The organism is Olsenella uli (assembly GCF_901212655.1).
In the GTDB taxonomy this organism is placed as follows: Bacteria; Actinomycetota; Coriobacteriia; order Coriobacteriales; family Atopobiaceae; genus Parolsenella; species Parolsenella uli_A.
Genome location: NZ_CAAKON010000040.1, coordinates 1 through 22,056, shown reverse-complemented (window position 1 = coordinate 22,056; position 22,056 = coordinate 1). Strand labels below are relative to the sequence as shown.

The window sequence follows — 22,056 nt, the reverse complement described above, 5'->3', positions numbered from 1 at the left end:
GCTGCGGCGCGCCGGCCGGCTGCTGGGCAGGCGCGACGTGCGAGGCGACCACCGGCTGCGGGGCGGCCTGAGAGGCGCTCGCGGCTGCCGGCTCCGTCATGGCTGCCGGCTGCGCCTCGGGGGCGACGCCCTGCGGCGTAGCCGGCGCGAGCTGCGTGGCCCCCGCCTCCTCCTCATCGGCGGACTTGGGCAGCTGCGCCTCGATCTGCTCGAGCAGCGTGAGCTTGCGGGCGGGTTTGGGTGCCTCCGCCGTGGGGGCGCTCGCCTGGCCGGCGGCGTCAGCCGGCGAAGCCTCTGCCTGCGCGGCCCCCTCCGTCTGCGGCGTGGGCTCTGAGACGGAGGCCTCGTCCCGGGCGGGCTGCTCGGCAGGTGCGGCGCCTGCCGGCGGCACCTGCCGGTCTGTCTGAGCCCCTGCCTGCGCGGTTCCGTCTGCGGCGACCTCCATCGGCGCGGCATCCGCAGCAGCAGGCTCGGCCACCGCCTCGGACTCGGCGGGCTTCGCAACCTGGATCGTGCGCGGGCGCACCGGCTTGAGGGCGCCCTTCTTGCGCTTCCAGGGCTTGCCCTTGCCGCCGGTGGGCCTCTTGGAGTTCTCGGCCGCCGCAAGTGCCGCGTCCCACGCCTCGTTGCGTTGCACCGTCACGTAGAAGCGGCCGCCCTTGAAGGCGGTGAGCTGACAGACGTCGGCGAGCTTCTCGAAGAGCGCTCTGCCATCCTCGTAGCCGAGTTTCTCGGGCGTGAGGTCCGACGCCTCGAGCGCCTCGAGCGCGCGGGGCAGGAATGCCTGTCGCCCGACGCCCAGGGCCTCGCCCAGCAGCTTGTAGAAATAGAGCTTGTTTGCCTCGGTGAGGGCGACGGGGCCCTCGGCCATGCGTTGCTTTGCCATGTTCTGCTCCTAGGTTTCGGCGGGGGACGAGCCGCGCCCGCCGCGAGTTAGCACTCTCTAGAGTAGGCCATTTGGGAACCTCGCCGCCTCGAATCATGCCGACGCCCCGTTCACATTCGGTGTTGGCCTGCGCCGCTTGCGTCCGCTCTGGCGCCGGTGCCGCCCCGTCCGCCTCGGCGCTCGAGGCGCTGCTGCTCCAAGCCTCCCGCGTGACCGTACGCCGATGGGCCGTTTCTCGATGCCGGCGGGGCATCTAGACTGAGCTATTGGCAAGTTGTGCCAACAAGCAGGCCAGTCGTCGGCCGTGGGGACGCGCCGGCGGCGGAGGAGAGGGATATGGAAGTCCAGAACGAGGGCGCGGGGCAGGGCGCCGCCCGCGAGCGCGCCGTTCGCGTCATCGAGGTCAGGCAGAGCGTGTTTGCGAGCAACGACCGGGCGGCAGACAAGTTGCGCTCCGAGCTCCAGGAGCGCGGCACCTTCCTGCTCAACCTCATGAGCAGCCCGGGCTCGGGCAAGACCACCACGCTGCGCCGCACCGTAGAGGCCCTGGCGCCCTCGCTCTCGATGGGCGTCATGGAGGCAGACATCGACTCCGACGTCGATGCGCGCGCCATGGCCGAGGCGGGCGTCCCGGCGGTGCAGCTCCACACGGGCGGCATGTGCCACCTGGACGCCGCCATGTGCCACCAGGGCCTCGCCGAGCTCGACGCCGCCGTGCGCGATGCCGGCCGCGACCACCTCGACCTCGCCATTCTTGAGAACGTGGGCAACCTCGTGTGCCCAGCCGAGTTCGACACGGGCGCGAGCGTCAACGTCGCGATTCTCTCCGTGCCCGAGGGCGACGACAAGCCGCTCAAGTACCCCCTCATGTTCGAGGTGTGCGACCTGGTGCTTGTGAACAAGATGGACGTGGCGCCCTACTTCGACTTCAGCCTCGCGCGCTGCGAGGAGAATGTGCGCCTGCGCAACCCCGAGGCGCGCGTGCTACCCATCTCGGCCAAGACCGGCGAGGGCGTCGAGGCCTGGGCCGCCTGGCTTGCCGACGCCGTCGCGCGCTGGCAGGCGGGTACCTTCTCCAAGGCCGCTCCCGCCAACACCGCCGCCGCCCACTATCCCGTTGCCTAAAGGAGCCCCATGGCCTCACTTGATAGCAAGACCCCAGATGCCAGTCGCGTCAAAACCAACTCCGCGGGCCTCCCGCTCCAGACCGTCGAGAAGACCGATGGCACGCTCGTGCTCAACGGCCCCGGTGTCTCCTTCACCGAGCCCGACATCGGCGCCGAGTTCGTGCCCGAGCTTCCGGAGAACCCGCGCCCGGCCATCGTTGCCCTGGCCAAGCACTGCACGAACCGCCTGCTCGGCCGCGACCAGCTGCTCCCATACGAGTACTGGAGCTTCGCTGCCGCCGCCACCGACGAGCAGGCCGAGGTGCTCTGCCGCCTCAAGATGCGCCACCCCTACACGCTCGAGGACGCCGTCCGCGCCACCGGCATCGCGCCGGAGCCGCTCGAGAAGATGCTCGACGACCTCTCCTACACGGGACTGCTCGAGTACAACTGGGAAAACCCCACCCGCACCAAGCAGTGGGTGCTGCCCATGCTCGTGCCGGGCTCTGCCGAGTTCCTCAACATGCGCTGGGGCCAGCTGCAGGAGAACCCGGTCTACGCCAAGTTCTTCGAGTCCGCGAGCAAGGGGCCGCTCTCCAAGGCCACGCCGATGGTGCCGCCCGGAGGTGCGGGCATCGGCATGCACGTGATTCCGGTGGAGCGCGCCATCGAGCGCGAGAACCGGTCCGTGTCCGTGGAGCACATCAAGCACTGGCTCGACAAGTACGACGGCAAGTACGCGGCGAGCGCGTGCAGCTGCCGCATGAGCCGACAGCGGATGGGCGAGGGCTGCGGCGACGACTTCAACGACTGGTGCATCGCCGTGGGCGACATGGCCGACTACGTGGTGGAGACCGATCGCGGGCGCTACGTTTCGCGCGAGGAGGTCTACGAGATCCTCCAGCGCGCCGAGGACAACGGCTTCGTGCACCAGATCACCAACATCGACGGCGAGAGCAAGATCTTCGCCATCTGCAACTGCAACGTGAACGTGTGCTACGCGCTTCGTACCAGCCAGTTGTTCAACACGCCCAACCTCTCCCGCTCAGCCTACGTGGCCCATACCGACGCGAGCAGCTGCGTGGCGTGCGGCCGCTGCGTGGAGGTGTGCCCCGCCGGCGCGGTGAAGCTTGGCCAGAAGCTTTGCGACGCGCGGACGCACGGGGTGCCGGAGTACCCCAAGCAGGAGCTGCCGGACGAGGTGAAGTGGGGTCCCGAGAAGTGGAGTCCCAGCTATCGCGACAAGAACCGCATCGAGACGTACGACACGGGCACGGCCCCCTGCAAGACGGCCTGCCCGGCGCATATCGCGGTTCAGGGCTATCTCAAGCTCGCCGCGCAGGGCCGCTACACCGACGCCCTCGCCCTCATCAAGCGTGAGAACCCGCTGCCGGCCGTGTGCGGCCGTATCTGCAACCGTCGCTGCGAGGACGCTTGCACGCGCGGGCGCGTGGATGCTGCCGTGGCCATCGACGAGGTCAAGAAGTTCGTGGCCCAGCGAGACCTGGATGCCGAGACGCGCTACATCCCGCCGCAGGTGAGGCCAAAGGTCGAGGGCGACTTCACGGAGAAGGTGGCCGTCGTGGGCGCCGGTCCGGCTGGCCTCTCGTGCGCCTTCTACCTGGCCGAGAAGGGCTACAGGCCGGTGGTGTTCGAGAAGAGCGCGCGCCCGGGCGGCATGCTCACGTACGGAATCCCCAGCTACAAGCTGGGGAAGGACGTGATTGCCGCCGAGGTTGCCGTGATCGAGGCCATGGGTGCCGAGTTCCGCTATGGCGTGGAGGTTGGCCGCGACGTGACGCTCGACGAGCTGCGCGGACAGGGTTTCAAGGCCTTCTACCTGGCGGTTGGCTGCCAGGGTGGCAGGCGTGCGGGCATTGCTGGCGAGGGCGCCGAGGGCGTGAGCGTGGCGGTGGACTTCCTGCGCGAGGTCTCGCGCGCGCAGGCGGGCGAGGATGGCGCCACCGAGGCGGCCCGCGCCTTGGGTTTTGGCGTTGCCGAGGACGGGTCGCTCTCGCTTGCTGGTACCACGGTGGTTGTGGGTGGCGGCAATGTGGCCATCGACGTGGCGCGCACGGCCGCGCGTCTGGGCTCGGAGCGCGTGGAGATGCTCTGCCTCGAGGGCGAGGCTGAGATGCCGGCGAGCGAGGAGGAGCGTCACGAGGCCGTGGAGGACGGCGTTGCCATTACCTGCGGATGGGGCCCCGCGGAGGTGCTCCACGACGAGGATGGGCGCGTGCGTGCCATCACGTTCAAGCGCTGCGTGCGCGTGTTCGACGACGAGGGACGGTTTGCCCCGGTCTACGACGAGGGAGACACGCGCACGTACGAGTGCGACCGCGTGGTGCTGTCCATCGGCCAGTCCGTGGAGTGGGGAGACCTGCTCGCCGGCTCTGCCGTGAAGTTGGGGCGCGGGCGGGGTGCCGTGGCCGACCCCGTTACCTACCAGACCAACGAGCCCGACATCTTCGTGGGCGGAGACGTCTACACCGGGCCGAGCTTTGCGATCAACGCCATCGCCGCGGGTCATGAGGCTGCCGTGTCCATCCACCGCTTCGTGCAGGGCGGCACGCTTACCATCGGGCGCAACCCGAGGCGCTATCGCGAGCTGGACAAGGATCACGCCGAGTTTGGCTCCTATGACACCGCGAGCCGTCAGGCGCCGCGCGTGGACCACGAGGCCGAGCGCAAGCGGCGGTTCCGCGAGTACGTGCGCACGTTTAGCGAGGAGCAGGTTAAGGCGGAGACGGCCCGCTGCCTGGGGTGTGGCGCGAGCGTGGTGGACGCGAACAAGTGCATCGGCTGCGGACTCTGCACCACCAAGTGCGAGTTCGACGCGATTCACCTTGATCGCGACCGCCCCGAGTGCTCTACGATGGTGAAGTACGAGAAGAAGATCCCGAGTCTGGCCAAGTACGCCCTCAAGCGCGAGCTCAAGATCCGGTTCAAGAAGAAGTAGGCGGACGGACGGTGGCCGTGGCGGCCGTGGCAGCGCGGTGCCCGTTGCCAGCCACGCCGCGCCTGTCTGCAATAAAGGAGTCCCATGCACGAGCTCGGAATCGTCTTCTACATCATCGACGACGTGAAGGAGGTGGCGGCGGAGAACGCCGTCACCTCCGTCTCGCGCGTGACGCTCGAGCTGGGCGAGGTCTCCGGCGTGGTGCCCGGGCTGCTTGAGAACGCCTGGCGCTGGGCTTGCAAGCGCGAGTCCCTCATGGACGGCTGCGAGCTTGCGTGCGAGACGATTCCCGCCGTGACCCTTTGCGAGGACTGCGGCGCCGAATATGGCACCGTGGCGCACGGCCGCACGTGCCCCGCGTGCGGCAGCCCCCGCACGCACCTGCTTCGCGGCAACGAGGTCCTCATCAAGGAGATCGAGGTGGAGTAGGGGCCGGGGCGGGCGTCATTCGGGCCGTCTACGCGGTTCGCGTCGACTACCGATGGCTGGGCCGGGTCATAACCTCCAGCTGAAGTCGAGAATGGCCTCCCGGCTCGAGGTTGTGACCGCGCCGGTCCGCATCGCTGCGTGTCGTTTGGTCGTGCTACCCCTCGCGAATCGCGGCCCCAAGCTCTGCCGGGGTGGCAACGATTCGGGTTGCGCCCGCCTCGTGGAGCTGTGGCACGCTGCGAAATCCCCAGCTCACGGAGATGCAGGGCATCTTGGCGCTGCGGGCGGTGGCGATGTCCACCTCGGAATCTCCCACGTAGGCTGCCCGTCCCTCACGCGCGTCGGCCACGGCCTCGGGTCCCATCTTCTCGAGCGCAAGGTCGACCATGTCGCGTGCGGGCTTTCGCGCGATGCCCTCGCGCACGCCGGCGACGGCATCGAAGACGCCTGGGAAGTAGATGTCGACGAGGTCCTGCACCGCGTAGTCGCTCTTGTTGGAGACCACCGCCACGCGGCGGCCCTCGCTACGGAGGGAGTCGACGAGCTCGATGATGCCGTCGTAGGCCTTGGTGTGGTCGTTGCAGTGCTGGGCGTACCAGCGGTTGAACTCGGCAAAGACGGCGTCGGTGGCCTCGGGGCTCGTGCTCCCGGGCACTGCGCGCTCGACGAGCCTGCGGATGCCGTTTCCCACGAATGCCTGTGCCTCGGCAAAGGTGCGCGGCGGCAGGCCCCCCGACTCGAGCGCGTGGTTGAGCGTGAGGTGCAGGTCCTCGATGGTGTCGAGCAGCGTGCCGTCCAGATCAAAGACGACGGTGGTGTAACCGGTCATGCGGGCTCCCTTCGAGATGGTTCGCGAGCATCCTACCGCGAGCGGGGAGGGCGCGCCCGGACACTGGCCTGTCTACGAATGCGGGCGGTTGCGAAGGCGGGGCGGGACGCGGGCATCAGGTCGGCTGCCGGGGTGCATTAAGCCGCTTGCTTGTCCATGAATGCATGCGGTTGCGATACCGGGGTGGGGCGAGGGCGTCGGGTCGGGCTGCCGGGGCACGGATGGTTGCCAGTTTGTCCACGAATGCGGGCGGTTGCGAAGGAGGGACGAGGCGTGGGCGCCGGGTCGAATCGCCGGGGCATGTTTTGCTACCAGTTTGTCCACGAATGCGGGCGGTTGCGAAGACGGGGCAGGTCCCGCGTGCCAGCAGAAGTCCGCTATAGCTGGAGCACGGCTGACCACAGAGATGCATCTCTGCAAAACTGCTGGTAGATGTTTTGTTCTTTGAGAAGATAACGATGAGCGTCGGTTGGCGCATCCCTCATCTTTCGAATTATCCTGCGCCGGCGCGAGTGCAGGCCCCTGAAATCACGCAATCGCCTGGATTCCTGGACAAAAGAGGGGTGTGCCGTGCCCCTCCATTGCAAACGCCCGCATTCGTGGACGGGCGGGTAGGTAGGTATGGTGTGCGGACGGGCGGTTGGACGTGGTGTGCGGACGGGCGGGGTGCGCGGACAGTCGGGGTGCGCGGACAGGCGGTTGGGCCCGCTGGATTCGTCCGTCAATCTCGTAGGGGCAGGTAGGCATGGCACGTGGAGGGGCAGGTAGGTATGGTGCGCGGACGGACGTGGCGTGCGGGTAGGCAGAGTGCGCGCGGGGCGGGCAGGCGGTTGGGCTGAGGGGCGTCTGCGTGGATGGGCGGGCAGGCGGGTGGTTGGGCTGCGGGCGCGGTGGACGCGGCGAACGAAGTGGGCGCGACGAACAAGGCAGGTGTACGAACAAGGTGGAGACGGGCTCGCCCGAAGCAAGCGCGACGAGCCTAGACGCCCATCAGCTGGCTCACGAGGTTCACGAGCAGAAGCACCAGCACCACGACGAGCATCGGCTGGATGAGGCGCGCCCCGCGCTTGAGAGCCATGCCGGCGCCGAGGACGTGGCCGGCGATGCAGAACACGGCCGCGGGCAGCGCAATCGCGAAGTCCACCTTGCCGGCGGCGAGCATCACCACGAGCGAGGCGTAGTTGCTCGCGAGGTTCATGACCTTCGCGTTGCCGCCCGCTGTCTTGAGGTCGAACCGCATGAGCAGGTTGAACGCGATGATCGCAAACGTTCCGGTGCCGGGTCCCACAAGCCCGTCGTAGCCGCCGATGACAAAGCCGATGAGCACCGCGAGCACGATGCGACGGGCGCGCGGCAGCTCGGCGGAGTGGTTCTCCGCAAGCGCGTCGCTCCTGCGGGTGAGGATGATGGCGGCGGCCACGGGCAGCACACAGACGACAAGGATGCGGAAGGCGTCGTCGCTCACGAGCAGCAGCAGGTTGCTCGCGAGCGCGCTGCCGGCGAACGCGCCCAGCGCCGCCACGCCCGCCACGAGGAAGTCCATCGCCCCATGGCGGAAGTAGCGCAGCGTGGAGAACGTGGTGCCGATGGCGCTCGCGCACTTGTTGCAGCCAAATGCGAGGTGCGAGGGGATGCCGGTGGCGAGAAACGCCGGCAGCGAGATGAGCCCGCCGCCGCCTGCCGCGGCGTCCACGAACCCGGCGAGGAACACCATCGCGCACAGGAAGGCCATGGCGAGCGGTGGCAGCGGCAGCAAAGAGAGCAAGTCCATGGCGAGCCTTTCTGTGGTGATTCTCGGTGTGCCGACAGGCTGCAGCGTGTGGCAAGTTGCAGCCTGCCGGCGGGTTGCAACGTGCCAGCAGGCAGCGAAGAGCCGGCGATGCTCCAACCTCCCGTGCCTGTGCCGCAATGAGTCCGCGAGCGTCCTCGCCGACCGACCGATCGTCCGTGCAAGCGTGCCAGCAGGCAGCGAAGAGCTGGCGATGCGCCAACCTCCCGCGCCTGTGCCGCAATGAGTCCGCGAGCGTCCTCGCCGACCGGCCGATCGTCCGTGCGAAGGTGCCAGTGAGCGGGGTCCGGGGTGCCGGCGGGCGAGGGCCGGGGTGCCGGCGAGCAGGGAAGACCGTCTCGCTGCGCTTACAGATTGCAAGGGTACGCTCGCCCGATGTGGTCTTGCGTACGCCGGCTGCTTACGTTACGCACTCGTTACAGCTGTACCTCAGCTGTTTTTCGCTGCTATGATGAGTGCCGTTTTGCCAAGATGGCGAGTCTCGGCTCCGCACAAAGCGCCCCGTCGGCACCCGCCTTCGTTCGAGCCAGAAGGAGGAACCTTGCCAGCAGAGTCAAGCTTTGAGGCAAACCGTTCCGAGCACGAGGCCGTCCATGCCGCCGTGCGCACCGCGCTCAGGGCCTCCCAGCGGGAGTCCCTGAGCCGTGCCGAGGCCAAGGCCGCTGCCGCGAAGACCTTCGCGGGGGTGAAGCTTCCCGAGAGCCTGCGCAACAACATGGAGCTTTTCCTTCGTCTGTTGCGCGAGGTCCTCACGGAGTACTCGCCTGAGCTGCGTCGCGACTTCGACGAGCTCCTCGCCGACCTCATCGCCGCCGACGAGCGCGGTGTGACGAGCGCCACCGGCGCGAGCGAGGAGGACGAGAGCTTCCGGAACGCCTACGAGCTCACCAAGGGCCTCACGGCCGAGGAACAGACGATGGTGACGCGCGCCCTCACGGCGTACTTCCACCTCGCCAATCTCTCCGAGGAGAACTACCGCGTCGAGACCCTGCACGACCGCGAGCGCGCCGCCTCCCCCGAGGCCGACGTCGACGAGTCCAACGCGCTTGCCGTGGCCTACCACCGCCTCATCGAGGAGGCTGGTCCCGAGAAGGCCGCCGAGCTGCTCGGCCGCCTCGAGTTCCACCCCGTCTTCACCGCGCACCCCACCGAGGCCCGTCGCAAGGCCGTCGAGGGCAAGATCCGCCGCATCGGCAAGCTGCTCGAGGAGCGCCCGCGCCTCGGCGGCTCTGACCTTGCGGAGAACGAGCGCCACATGCTGCAGGAGATCGATGCCCTGCTGCGCACGAGCCCCATCGCGCTCAAGAAGCCGACCCCCGTCGAGGAGGCCGATACCATCATCGACATCTTCGACAACACGCTGTTCGACATGGTGCCGCAGGTCTACCGCCGCTTCGACGACTGGGTGCTGGGCGACGACGCCGGCAAGGTGGAGCCCGTGTGCCCGGCGTTCTTCCACCCCGGCTCCTGGATTGGCTCCGACCGTGACGGCAATCCCAACGTCACCGCCAAGGTGAGTCGCGAGGTGGCCGCCAAGTTCTTCAACCACATGGTGCGCACCTTGGCCGAGAAGTGCTTCCGCGTGGGCCGCAACCTCACGCTCGACGCCACGCGTACCAAGCCTTCCGACGAGCTCGTGAACCTGTGGAACCACCAGGTGGAGATGAGCGAGAAGCTCACCGGCCGCGCCGAGCTCATCAGCGAGTCCGAACCGCACCGCGCCGTCATGCTCGTCATGGCAGATCGCCTGAAGGCCACGGTCAAGCGCAACTCCGACACGATGTACCACTCCTGCGAGGAGTTCCTCGCAGACCTGCGCGTCGTGCAACGCTCCCTCGTGGAGGCCGGTGCCACCCGCGCTGCCTACGGCCCCGTCCAGACGCTCATCTGGCAGGCCGAGAGCTTTGGCTTCCACATGGTGGAGATGGAGTTCCGTCAGCACTCGGTGGTGCACTCGCGTGCGCTTGCCGACATCCGCGAGCACGGGCGTAACGGCGAGCGTGGCCCGCTCGCCCCGATGACGCGCGAGGTGCTGGACACCTTCCGCGCGCTCGGTGCCATCCAGAAGCGCTACGGCAGGAAGATGGCGCGCCGCTACATCATCTCCTTCACCAAGAGTGCCCAGAACGTGGCCGACGTCTACGAGCTCTCCCGCCTTGCCTTCGCGCACCCCGAGGACGTGCCCACCATCGACGTCATCCCGCTGTTCGAGCAGCTCGAGGACCTGGAGGGCTGCGTTGGCGTGCTGGACGAGATGCTCCAGCTGCCCGACGTCCAGCGCCGCCTGGCCCAGACCGGCCGCAAGATGGAGGTCATGCTCGGCTACTCCGACTCCTCCAAGGACGCCGGCCCCACCACGGCCACGCTCGCGCTGCACGCCGCGCAGGAGCGCATCGCCAACTGGGCCAAGAAGAACAACATCGACCTCGTGCTCATGCACGGCCGCGGCGGTGCCGTGGGCCGTGGCGGCGGCCCGGCCAACCGCGCCGTGCTCGCCCAGCCCAAGGGCTCGGTCAACTGCTTCTTCAAGGTCACCGAGCAGGGCGAGGTCATTTTTGCCCGCTACGGCAACCCGGTGCTGGCCCAGCGCCACGTGGAGTCTGTCGCCGGCGCCACGCTGCTGCAGAGCGCGCCCTCCGTGGAGCGCACCAACACCGAGATGACCGAGAAGTACGCCGATCTGGCCAAGGCGCTCTACGACGCCAGCCACGAGCGCTTCATCGACCTCATCCACACGCCGGACTTTGCCCCCTGGTTCTCCACGGTGACCCCGCTCACCGAGGTTGGCCTGCTGCCGATCGGCTCCCGTCCGGCAAAGCGCGGCCTGGGCGCCAAGTCGCTCGACGACCTGCGCACCATCCCCTGGGTCTTCAGCTGGAGCCAGGCCCGCATCAACCTCGCCGCGTGGTACGGCCTGGGCACGGCCTGCGAGAAGTACGGCAACCTGGAGGGGCTCCAGGCCGCCTACAGGGAGTGGCCACTGTTCAGCACGTTCATCGACAACATCGAGATGAGCATCGCCAAGACCGACGCCCGCATCGCGAGGCACTACCTCGCGCTGGGCGACCGCGACGACCTCGCCAAGAAGGTCCTGGACGAGATGGCGCTCACCCGCAAGTGGACGCTCGCCATCGTGGGTGACGAGTGGCCGCTGCAGCACCGGCACGTGCTTGGCCAGGCCGTGCGCGTGAGGAATCCCTACGTGGACGCCCTCTCCATCTCGCAGGTGCGTGCCCTCACAGCGCTGCGCGAGCATGAGGCCGAGCTCACGGCCGAGGAGCGCGAGCTGTACATCAAGCTCATCCTCTCCACCGTTGCCGGCGTCTCCGCGGGCCTGCAGAACACGGGGTGATCTTGGGTCACGAGACTCCCGTAGCGGATCTGCCCGATCGGCTCAGGTAACGTCCCCGGCGCCAAGTGCTTGCGCAATGCGAGCGCTTGGCGCCTTTGTTTTGAGTCGCCGCCCCTGGGTCGGCGGCCGCTTTCGTTACAAGACTGCGACAAATGGACGCGCGCCCCCGGGCCGCGCGCGGCCGCTCGGTAGACTTCTGTCTGCTTGCCGGCCGGGGGATTGCTGTCCCGTTTGTCCACCCAAAGTGGCCATATGGTCGGTGAGCGGCAGTATTCCTTCGGAGAAGGACTAAGACATGGAGTCTCACCAGCCAGTCCGTGTGACCTCGGCCGAGGCCGGCGTGGCCTCGAGCGTGACCGCAGGTGCGCCGACCGCGGCGGACATCGCACGCGTCGCCGCCGATTCGGCCGCACGCGGCCTCTACCGACCCAGCTACGAGCACGATGCCTGCGGCATTGGCGCCATTGCCCACCTCAAGGGCGTCCGCAGCCACCAGACGCTCGACGATGCCCTGTCCGTGCTCGTGAACCTCGAGCACCGTGGTGGCAAGGGCCTCGAGCACAACACCGGCGACGGCGCGGGCGTGCTCTTCCAGATTCCGCACCGCTTCTTCCGCAAGGAGGCGCAGAAGGAGGGCCAGCTGCTCCCCGACGAGGGCGACTACGGCGTGGCCATGCTCTTCTTCCCGCACAGCGACGAGACGGGCGAGACCGACGGCGTGGCCGATTCGCATGGCGTTGCCTCGGCCATTCGCGTGTTCGAGGAGGGCTGCGCCAAGTGCGGCGTGCCTCTGATGTTCTGGCGCCGCGTGCCGGTTGACCCGCATGACCTGGGCGACACCGCCAAGGCGTGCATGCCCACCATTCTCCAGGCCTTCCTGCGCCGCCCCGAGGGCGTCGCCGCTGGCCAGGACTTCGAGCGCAAGCTCTATGTGACGAGGCGCACCATCGAGCGCGCGGCCGACAAGAACCCGGCGCTCAAGGACAAGATCTTCTATGTGTGCTCCATGTCCAGCCGCACCATCGTCTACAAGGGCATGCTCGTCGCCACGCAGATGCGCCGCTTCTTCATCGACCTCAACGACGCCGCGGTCGAGACGAGCCTCGCCCTCGTGCACTCGCGCTACTCCACCAACACCACGCCCAGCTGGGAGCGCGCGCACCCCAACCGCTACATCATCCACAACGGCGAGATCAACACGCTGCGCGGCAACGTGAGCTGGATTCGCGCTCGCGAGCCGAACCTGTACTCGCCGATTCTCCAGCACGACCTGGAGCAGGTGCTGCCCATCATCAATCGCGAGGGTTCCGACTCCGCGATCCTCGACAACGTGCTCGAGTTCCTCACGATGAACGGCAGGCCCCTGGACCGCGCCGTGACGCTCATGCTCCCCGAGCCGTGGGACCACAACCCCAACCTGTCCGAGAAGCGCCGCGCCTATGATGCCTACCAGTCCATGCTCATGGAGCCATGGGACGGTCCGGCCGCCATCGTGTTCACCGACGGCAAGCTGCTGGGCGCCGTGCTGGACCGCAACGGCCTGCGCCCCGCGCGCTTCTACGTCACGCGCGACGACCGTCTCATCCTCTCGTCCGAGGTGGGCACCATCGACGTCGAGCCCGAGAACATCCTGCGCACCGGCTGCCTTGGCCCGGGCGAGATGCTTGAGGTCGACCCCGAGCAGGGCCGCGTGATCTGGAACGACGAGATTCGCGACAAGTACGCCAACGAAAAGCCGTACCGTGACTGGCTGGGCGACGAGACCCTCGACATCCACGACCTCAAGAAGCCCGCGTTTGACGAGCTGCCCGACGACGCCGACGCCGACGTGCCCCTCACGGAGCGCATGGCCAAGCTCGGCTACCACTATGACGATGTTGACGAAGTCGTGCGCCCGATGGCCATCCAGGCCAAGGTGCCCTTGGCCTCCATGGGCATCGACTCGCCGCTGGCCGTGCTCTCCAAGAAGAGCCGCTCGTTCTACGACTACTTCCACCAGCTGTTTGCCCAGGTGACGAACCCGCCCATCGACGCGCTGCGCGAGAGCCTCGTCACGAGCTCGGTACTCTACCTCGGCAACCACGGCAACCTGCTGGAGGACTGCCGCGACACCTGCCGCCTCGTGCGCCTGCGGGGACCGATGCTCACCCATGACGCGTTCCGCCGCATCTGCGCCATCGACCGCGCGGGCTTCAAGACCCAGGTCTTCCACGCCGTCTATCGCCGCGACGCGGGGGAGGGCGCGCTCGAGGCCGCCCTCGACCAACTCGATCGCGACATCGAGGCCGCCGTGCGCGAGGGCACGACCATCGTCGTGATCTCCGACCGCGCCGCCGCCGACGAGGTACCCATCCCGAGCCTGCTGGCCCTGGGCAGCGTCCACAACCACCTGATTCGCACGGGCACCCGCATGCTCGCCGACATCGTGGTGGAGACCGGCGACGCCCTGGCCTCGCACGACTTCGCCTGCCTCGTGGGCTACTCCGCGAGCGGCATCTACCCCTACATGGCCCACGAGTGCATCCGCGACCTGTGCGCCAAGGGCGCCATCGCGCTCGAGCCCGAGGACGCCATCGCCAACTACGACAAGGCCGTGACGGCGGGCATCACCTCGATCATGTCCAAGATGGGCATCTCTACCTTCCAGGGCTACCACTCCGCGCAGATATTCGAGATCATCGGCCTCAACGAGGGCGTCGTGGACCGCTGCTTCACCAGCACCACCACGAGCGTGGGCGGCCTTGGCCTGGACGGTATCCAGCGCGAGGAGGACGAGCGCTACGACAAGGCCCTCGCCATCCGCAAGAGTCCCGCACCCAACCAGCTGCCGTCTCTCGGCCTCACCAAGTGGCGTCCGCTCACGGGCGAGGAGCACCTCATCGAGCCCAAGGCGATCTACCTCTTGCAGCGGGCCTGTGACGAGGGCGACATGGAGCTCTTCCGCGAGTACGGCCGCCTGGTGCACCGTCCCGGCCGCGCCGTGACCCTGCGCGACCTCATGGACTTCGACGCCGCCGGCCGCACGCCCGTGCCGCTGGACGAGGTCGAGCCCGTCGACGAGATCGTCAAGCGCTTCAACACCGGCGCCATGAGCTTCGGCTCCATCTCCAAGGAGGCCCACGAGACCCTCGCCATCGCCATGAACCGCCTGCACGGTCGCTCCAACACCGGCGAGGGCGGCGAGGACCCGGCGCGCGAGGTGCCTCTGCCCAACGGCGACTCCAAGAACTCCGCCATCAAGCAGGTTGCCTCGGGCCGCTTCGGCGTCACGAGCCGCTACCTCTCTAGCGCCATCGAGATCCAGATCAAGATGGCCCAGGGTGCCAAGCCCGGCGAGGGTGGTCACCTGCCCGGCAAGAAGGTCTACCCGTGGGTGGCCGAGGTGCGTCAGTCCACGCCCGGCGTGGGCCTGATCTCGCCTCCGCCGCACCACGACATCTACTCCATCGAGGACCTGGCAGAGCTCATCTTCGACCTCAAGAACGCCAACCCCGGTGCCCGCATCTCCGTGAAGCTCTGCGCGCTCGCCGGCGTGGGTACCATCGCCACCGGCGTTGCCAAGGGCGGCGCTGACAAGATCACCATCTCCGGCCACAACGGCGGCACTGGCGCGGCCCCGCGCGACTCCATCTACCACGCGGGCATCCCATTTGAGATTGGCCTTGCTGAGACCCAGCAGACGCTGCTGCTCAACGGCCTGCGCTCTCGTGTGGTCGTGGAGACGGACGGCAAGCTCATGGACGGCCGCGACGTGGCCATGGCGTGCCTGCTCGGCGCCGAGGAGTTTGGCTTCGCCACCATGCCGCTCGTGGCCATGGGCTGCCTCATGCAGCGCGACTGCCAGCAGGACACCTGCCCGGCCGGCATCGCCACGCAGAACTGCACCCTGCGCGGCCGCTTTGCCGGCAAGCCGGAGCAGGTCGAGAACTTCATGCGCTTCACGGCGGCAGAGCTCCGCGAGATCATGGCGAGCCTGGGCTTCCGCACCGTCGACGAGATGGTCGGTCACCCCGAGTGCCTGCGCCAGGTCGAGGTCGAGGGCAACTGGAAGGCCAACACCGTCGATCTCTCCCGCGTGCTCGCCAACGGCACCAACGAGTACGGCAAGTCCATCCCGGGCGCCGAGGCTCACCACTTCCTGCCCTCCATGGCCCCGGACTTGGAGCTCGACCGCGCTCTGGACTCCACGCTCTTCATCCCATACACGGCAGACGCGCGCGCCCACCTCGAGCCGATTCGCTTCCATGCCGACATCGCCAACGTCAACCGCTGCGTGGGCACCATGCTTGGCTCCGAGGTGACCAAGGCCCATCCCGAGGGCCTGCCCGAGGGATCCATCACCATCGACTGCGAGGGTTCCGGCGGCCAGAGCTTCGGTGCCTTCCTGCCGGCAGGCATCACGCTCAACATCGAGGGTGACGCCAACGACTACTTCGGCAAGGGCCTTTCCGGCGGTGTGGTCTCGGTGCGTCCGCCCGAGCGCTCCAACTACAAGTTCGACGAGAACATGGCAATTGGCAACGTGGCCTTCTACGGCGCCACGAGCGGTCGCGGCTTCGTGAACGGCCTTGCCGGCCAGCGCTTCGCCGTCCGCAACTCCGGCGCCACGGTGGTCTGCGAGGGCGTGGGCAACCACGGCTGCGAGTACATGACCGGTGGCGTGGCCCTCATCCTCGGCGAGGTTGGCATGAACTTCGCCGCGGGCATGAGCGGTGGCGTGGCCTATGTCTTCGATGAGTTCGGCACGCTTAAGGACAACTGCAACCTCGACATGGTTGAGTTGGAGCATCCGAGCGAGGAGGAGCTCGAGCAGATTCGCGACCTCATCGAGGAGCACGTCCGCCGTACGGCCAGCCCGCGCGGCATCAAGATGCTGTATCGCTTCCGCGCCTACGAGCGGAAGTTCGTGAAGGTGATCCCGCGCGACTACAAGCGCGTGCTCGAGGCCGTTGCCAAGGCCGAGGGCGAGGGCAAGTCGCACGAGGAGGCCCTGCAGGTGGCCTTCGACAAGATCACGGGGAGGAACTAGCATGGGCAAGCCCGGAGCATTTCTCGAGCACGGTCGCCGTGCTCACGGCCTGCGCCCGGTAGCCGAGCGCACGGCCGACTACAAGGAGCTCTACACGCTGCTCACGCCTGAGGAGCAGCGCGTGCAGGCGAGCCGCTGCATGATGTGCGGCGTCGCGTTCTGCCAGACGGGCATTGGGTTTGGCAAGGCGCGCCCGAGCGGCTGCCCGCTGCACAACCTCATTCCCGAGTGGAACGACCTTGTGTACCGTGGCCTTTGGGCCGAGGCGGCCGAGCGCCTGTCGCTCACCTCGCCGATGCCCGAGTTCACGAGTCGCGTGTGCCCCGCGCTCTGCGAGGCGGCCTGCAACCTTGGCCGCGCCGACGAGCCCGAGACCATCCACGACAACGAGCGCGCCATCTCCGACTGGCAGTGGGCCCACGGCGGCCCGGCCAAGTTTGCGGCTGCCCGTCCGGATGCGCCGAGCGTGGCCGTGGTGGGCTCTGGCCCGGCCGGCCTCGTGGCTGCCTGGGAGCTCGCCTGCCGCGGCGCACGCGTGACGGTGGTGGAGCGTCACGACCGTGCCGGCGGCCTGCTCATGTATGGCATCCCCAACATGAAGCTCGAAAAGGACGTCGTGACGCGCCGCACGGAGTTCATGGAGTCCCTCGGCATCGAGTTCCGCCTCAACACGGATGCGGCAGACCCCAAGGTGGCCTCTGCGCTCGCCAAGGAGTTCGACGCGGTGGTCGTGGCGGCCGGCGCCTGCGCGCCGCGCGGCCTGGGTGCGAAGGGCTATGACGAGGGCCTTGCCTCGGGCGGCGTGGTCTATGCCGTGGACTACCTCACGAGCGCCACGCGCTCCGTGCTCGACGGCGGCACGCCCGCCATCGACGCGCACGGCAAGGACGTCATCGTCATTGGCGGCGGCGACACGGGCAACGACTGCCTCGGCACCGCCGTGCGCCAGGGCGCCCGCTCCGTGCGCCAGTACGAGTTCCTGAGCTGCCCGCCCGAGAAGCCGGCTCCCACGAACCAGTGGCCGGAGTGGCCCAACGTCAAGAAGACCGACTACGGCCAGCAGGAGGCCATCGCGCTCACCGGTGGCGAGATGCGCGAGTGGGGGGTCGACACCCTCGAGGTGCTCTTCGACGAGGCGGGATCTGTGCGTGGCCTTCGCGTGGTGGACCTCGATTGGAGCGCCGGCAAGCCCGAGCGCAAGGCCGAGACCGAGCGCGAGGTTCCGGCCCAGCTCGTGCTCATCGCCTGCGGCTTCACGGGCCCCGAGCACGGCGTGCTCGACGCCTTTGGCGTCAAGATGGCCGAGAAGGGCCGACCCCTGCCAGTCATGGTCGAGCGCTCCTCGCACCGTGCGCAGCTGGTGGCGGAAGGCGCCTGCGCCAAGGTGTTCGCCGCGGGCGATGCGCGCAACGGCTCGACGCTCGTAGTGACCTCCATGGCAGATGCTCTTGCCTGCGCCGGCGAGGTTGCCGAGGCCCTCGGCCTCTAACTCTGCCGGGTACTGGGTCGGCCTGCCAAATGAGTCAGTCTGCCGTCTACTTTGACTCATTTATCTGACAGGCCGGCCCATTGACGGGCTGCTGGTCCTTGTTTGAAAAATGAGTCAGAGTAGACGGCAGACGAGGGACAGGGTGACTCATCGAGAGAGACGGGTTGTGCGCGGCGAGAGGCCACGTACAACCCGTTTCTTATATTTAGTCAAAAATTCTCAGTATTTATGTATCTTATCGTGCTAATATGCATTGCGCTGTGAATCTCAATGCAAGGGGACCAACTCGCAATGAAGCGTCGCAACAACAGGCAGGATGCCATCCGAGACATCGTGCGCAACAAGTCTATTAAGACCCAGCGCGCCCTCGTGGAGGAGCTCGAGGCACTCGGGTACACCTGCACGCAGGCCACCATCTCGCGCGACATCGCCGATATGGGCCTTCGCAAGCTGCCCGAGGGGGTCTACGTCCTCTCCGAGGACCTCCACCTCCAGCGCATGGTGTCCGAGCTCGTCACGGGCGTCGTGAGGGCCAACAACATCGTGGTCATTCGCAGCCAGGCGGGCACGGCGCAGGGCGTCGCCGCCGCCATCGACGACGCGCAACTGCCCGACGTCGCCGGCTCTATCGCGGGCGACGACACCATCATGGTCGTCTGCCTCACGGACGAGGAGGCTGCCTCGCTCGAAGCACTCGTCAACAAGCTCAGGAACGTCAAGAAGTAGCAAACCTGCCGGCGGTTTCAGCCGTCGACCCCAGATACCAACAGCTAGCAACAAAGGGAGTCTCACATGTCCGAAAAGGGTAAGGTCGTTCTCGCGTATTCCGGTGGCCTCGACACCTCCTGCCTGCTCAAGTACCTGCAGGATGATGGCTATGACGTTGTGTCCTGCATCGCCAGCCTCGGCCAGCCCTCCGAGGAGCGCTCCGACATCGAGGCCGTGAACGCCAAGGCCAAGTCCCTCGGTGCCGTCGCCGCATACGACGTGGACATCCGCGACGAGTTCGCCGAGGACTTCATCGCCAAGGCCATCTTTGCCAACGGCATGTACGAGAACAAGTACCCGCTGCTGTCTGCCCTCTCCCGCCCGGCCATCTGCCGTCACCTCGTGAAGGTGGCCCAGACCGAGGGCGCCGTCGCCATCGCCCACGGCTGCACCGGCAAGGGCAACGACCAGGTGCGCTTCGAGCTCGAGTGCAAGGCCCTCGACCCCACGCTCGAGATCCTCGGCCCGGTGCGCAGCTGGGAGCTCACCACCCGTACGAGCGAGATCGAGTACGCCCAGGCCAAGGGCATCCCCGTGGACGCAACGAAGGAGAACCCGTACTCCATCGACGAGAACGTTTGGGGTCGCGCCATCGAGTGCGGCGTACTGGAGAATCCGTGGAACGAGGCCCCCAAGGGTGCCTGGTCCATCACGGTTGACCCGGAGGAGGCCCCGGACGAGGCCCGCGACGTCGTGCTTGGCTTCGAGGCCGGTCTGCCCGTCTCAATCGACGGCCAGCGCATGAAGCTCTACGACCTCATCGCCGCCCTCAACAAGATCGTTGGCAGCCACGGCTTTGGCCGTATCGACATGATCGAGGACCGTCTCGTGGGCCTCAAGAGCCGCGAGTGCTACGAGCAGCCGGGCGCCCTGGCCATCATCATGGCCCACAAGCAGCTCGAGAGCCTCTGCCTGCCGGGCGACGTGCTCCACACCAAGCTCTCCCTCGAGCACGACTGGAGCCGCCAGGTCTACAACGGCCTCTGGTACTCGCCGCTCAAGGACGCTCTGGACGCCTTCTTCGCCAGCACGCAGAAGACCGTCACCGGCGAGGTTCGCCTGCACCTGTACAAGGGCAGCTGCACCGTCACCGGCAGCCGCGCCGACAGCTCCATGTACGACTTCGGCCTGGCCACCTACGACAAGGGCGACACCTTCGACCGCACGGCCGCCAAGGGCTTCATGGACCTCTTTGGCCTGCCCAACCGCGTCTGGGCCGAGCGTCGCGTCGAGCGCGAGAAGGCCGCCGGCCTGCTGGGAGCCGCGCAGATCCAGGCCATGGGCCAGAAGGAGGCCGAGGCGGCCGGCAAGGGCGAGGCAAGCGCCGAGGGCAGCGCTTCTGCCGGCAAGTAGACGCCGCGGCTAGCGATCCAAAACGAGTGCGCTCGTGGGCGGGCGTCGGAGTGGGGGCTCCGGCGTCCGCCCCTTGCTGTCCTGGCGCGCAGGCCGGTAGGAACAAGTTGCAAATCCGATACGCATTCATGCGTGTGCGCCCGGGGAAGGGCGAGTACCATGGATGCCCTACGGCAAGCTGACAACAAGGGGAGCGGGTAGATGGCGGATTCCAAGGCCAAAGAGGTCACGGCAACCAACGGGGCGCAGGCAGCGGGGGAGGGCACAGAGCCCAAGCCGTTGTGGGGAGGCCGTTTCTCGGCCGCGCCCACCGGCGAGCTCGAGCGCTTTGGCGCGTCGCTTCCGTTCGACAAGCGCATGTGGCGCCAGGACATCCGTGGCTCCAAGGCGCATGCCGCCATGCTTGCCCACCAGGGCGTGATTTCGGCCGAGGACGAGAGGCTCATCCGCGAGGGCCTCGACGAGATTGCCGGCGAGATCGAACGTGGCGAGTTCTCGTTCGACGTCGACCGCGACGAGGACATCCACATGGCCATCGAGCGCGTGCTCACCGAGCGCGTCGGACCCGCGGGCGGCCGTCTCCACACGGGTCGCTCCCGCAACGACCAGACCGCGGTGGACACGCACATGATCGCGCGCGACCTTGCCGATGAGGTGCTCGAGGCCATCGCCAAGATGCAGGCCGTGGTGCTCGAGCGCGCCGAGGGCGAGTTTGGCGTGGTCATGCCGGGTTACACCCACATGCAGCCGGCGCAGCCCGTGCTGCTCTCGCACCACCTGCTTGCGTACTTCTGGATGCTCGACCGCGATTTCCGCCGCTTCCAGGCCGCCCGTGCCGCCGCGAACCGCTGCCCCCTGGGCTCAGCCGCGCTCGCCGGCACCACCTATCCGCTCGACCGTCAGATGACGAGCGCCGCCCTCGGCTTTGACGCGGCCACGAACAACTCGATGGACTCCGTGTCCGACCGTGACTACCTGCTGGACTTTATCTATGCGGCCAGCGTCTGCCAGGTTCACCTCTCCCGTCTGTGCGAGGAGCTGGTCATCTGGAGCACGGCCGAGTTCGCGTTCGTGGAGATGGACGACGCCCACTCCACTGGCTCCTCGATCATGCCGCAGAAGAAGAACCCAGACTTCGCCGAGCTCGTGCGCGGCAAGAGCGGCCGCGTGGCCGGCGACCTCATGGGCCTGCTCATGACCGTCAAGGGAACGCCGCTCACCTACGACAAGGACCTCCAGGAGGACAAGGAGCCGCTGTTCGACGCGGCCGACACCGTCCTGGGCTCCCTCATGGCTTGCACCGGCATGCTCGCCACCTGTGCCTTCAAGGACGAGCGCCTGCGCGAGGCCTCGCACGAGGGCTACATGGCGGCCACAGACCTCGCGGACTACCTGGTGGGCAAGGGCCTGCCCTTCCGTCAGGCGCACGCCGTGGTGGGCCGCATCGTGGGCGACTGCGTGCGTGAGGGCGTGACGCTCCAGCAGCTCACGACCGACGAGCTCCGCAGCTACTCCGAACTGTTCGAGGGCGATGCCCACGCGGCGCTCGACATCGACAATATCGTGCGTCGCCGCACCACGTACGGCGGAACCGGCCACGACGCGGTGAAGGTGCAGCTGGAGGAGGCCAAGGCCGCCTACGGGCGCAACGAGGCGGCTCTTGCGCGCTAGGACTTTGGCCACAAGGGCTTGACTTTGGCGCTCCCGCTCCATGGGCGGGGGCGCCTTTCTTGTGTGATGAGCCTGATTGGCGTGTGTTGTGCGAGGTTCTGAATGTATCCAGGCGCGGTGCGGGGTCGAGCGACGCGTTGAGCCCGCCCGGGAGAATGATGGGGCAAGAGGCGCGTCGACAGCGGCGCGCGCGGACAGTCTCTTGCCTTGTTGCCGGGAGTTACGAATTCACGTCATGAAAAGGGCGCCCGACCGAAATCGATTCGGCCGGGCGCCCGTTCGTTGCCGATGGTGATGCGGCCTTGCCGTGGCCTACTGGGATGGCGTGGGTGTCGGCTGGGGTGTGGTCGTACCCCGGGAGCCCTCGTTGCCGCCGCCGGTGCCGCCACTCGAGCC

The 22,056-nt window shown here is 67.6% G+C and carries 11 protein-coding genes and 1 pseudogene; 9 read left to right on the top strand and 3 right to left on the bottom strand.

What is annotated here, in order from left to right; translation table 11 throughout:
- Window positions 1–886 (bottom strand): annotated as a pseudogene (locus EFAMC2_RS07330) (hypothetical protein); the annotation flags it as partial.
- A gap of 336 nt (window positions 887–1,222) precedes the next feature.
- Between EFAMC2_RS07330 and hypB the strand changes: the two are divergent.
- From hypB to EFAMC2_RS07315, 3 genes are all read left to right on the top strand, one after another.
- Window positions 1,223–2,011 carry a hydrogenase nickel incorporation protein HypB gene (hypB, locus tag EFAMC2_RS07325; RefSeq protein ID WP_154028178.1) on the top strand — a complete coding sequence of 263 codons (789 nt, stop codon included), beginning with the start codon at window positions 1,223–1,225 and terminating at the stop codon, window positions 2,009–2,011.
- Window positions 2,012–2,020: 9 nt separating this feature from the next.
- Window positions 2,021–4,951 (top strand): FAD-dependent oxidoreductase, encoded by a 2,931-nt coding sequence (locus EFAMC2_RS07320; RefSeq protein WP_154028177.1) that lies wholly within the window; start codon window positions 2,021–2,023, stop codon window positions 4,949–4,951.
- Window positions 4,952–5,035: 84 nt separating this feature from the next.
- Complete coding sequence (locus tag EFAMC2_RS07315; protein ID WP_154028176.1) at window positions 5,036–5,380, top strand: hydrogenase maturation nickel metallochaperone HypA; 345 nt, start codon at window positions 5,036–5,038, stop codon at window positions 5,378–5,380.
- A gap of 154 nt (window positions 5,381–5,534) precedes the next feature.
- Here EFAMC2_RS07315 and EFAMC2_RS07310 read toward each other — a convergent pair whose 3' ends face one another.
- Complete coding sequence (locus tag EFAMC2_RS07310; protein ID WP_154028175.1) at window positions 5,535–6,209, bottom strand: HAD family hydrolase; 675 nt, start codon at window positions 6,207–6,209, stop codon at window positions 5,535–5,537.
- 979 nt (window positions 6,210–7,188) lie between these two features.
- Window positions 7,189–7,980 carry a sulfite exporter TauE/SafE family protein gene (locus tag EFAMC2_RS07305; RefSeq protein WP_154028174.1) on the bottom strand — a complete coding sequence of 264 codons (792 nt, stop codon included), beginning with the start codon at window positions 7,978–7,980 and terminating at the stop codon, window positions 7,189–7,191.
- A 655-nt stretch (window positions 7,981–8,635) separates the two neighbouring features.
- On the opposite strand from EFAMC2_RS07305, the gene EFAMC2_RS07300 reads away from it, so the two are divergent.
- From EFAMC2_RS07300 to argH, 6 genes are all read left to right on the top strand, one after another.
- Entirely contained in the window at window positions 8,636–11,350 is a 2,715-nt protein-coding gene (locus EFAMC2_RS07300; RefSeq protein WP_261980189.1) for a phosphoenolpyruvate carboxylase, read from the top strand.
- A gap of 295 nt (window positions 11,351–11,645) precedes the next feature.
- Complete coding sequence (gltB, locus tag EFAMC2_RS07295; protein ID WP_154028172.1) at window positions 11,646–16,379, top strand: glutamate synthase large subunit; 4,734 nt, start codon at window positions 11,646–11,648, stop codon at window positions 16,377–16,379.
- Window position 16,380: 1 nt separating this feature from the next.
- Window positions 16,381–17,868: a glutamate synthase subunit beta gene (locus EFAMC2_RS07290; protein ID WP_154028171.1), complete on the top strand. Its 1,488-nt coding sequence runs from the start codon at window positions 16,381–16,383 to the stop codon at window positions 17,866–17,868.
- Window positions 17,869–18,159: 291 nt separating this feature from the next.
- Entirely contained in the window at window positions 18,160–18,594 is a 435-nt protein-coding gene (locus tag EFAMC2_RS07285) for an arginine repressor (protein WP_154028170.1), read from the top strand.
- A gap of 66 nt (window positions 18,595–18,660) precedes the next feature.
- Window positions 18,661–19,989, top strand: a complete 1,329-nt coding sequence (locus EFAMC2_RS07280) for an argininosuccinate synthase (RefSeq protein ID WP_154028169.1) — start codon at window positions 18,661–18,663, stop codon at window positions 19,987–19,989.
- Between the two features lie 201 nt (window positions 19,990–20,190).
- Complete coding sequence (gene argH, locus EFAMC2_RS07275; protein WP_154028168.1) at window positions 20,191–21,660, top strand: argininosuccinate lyase; 1,470 nt, start codon at window positions 20,191–20,193, stop codon at window positions 21,658–21,660.
- Window positions 21,661–22,056: the final 396 nt, after the last annotated feature.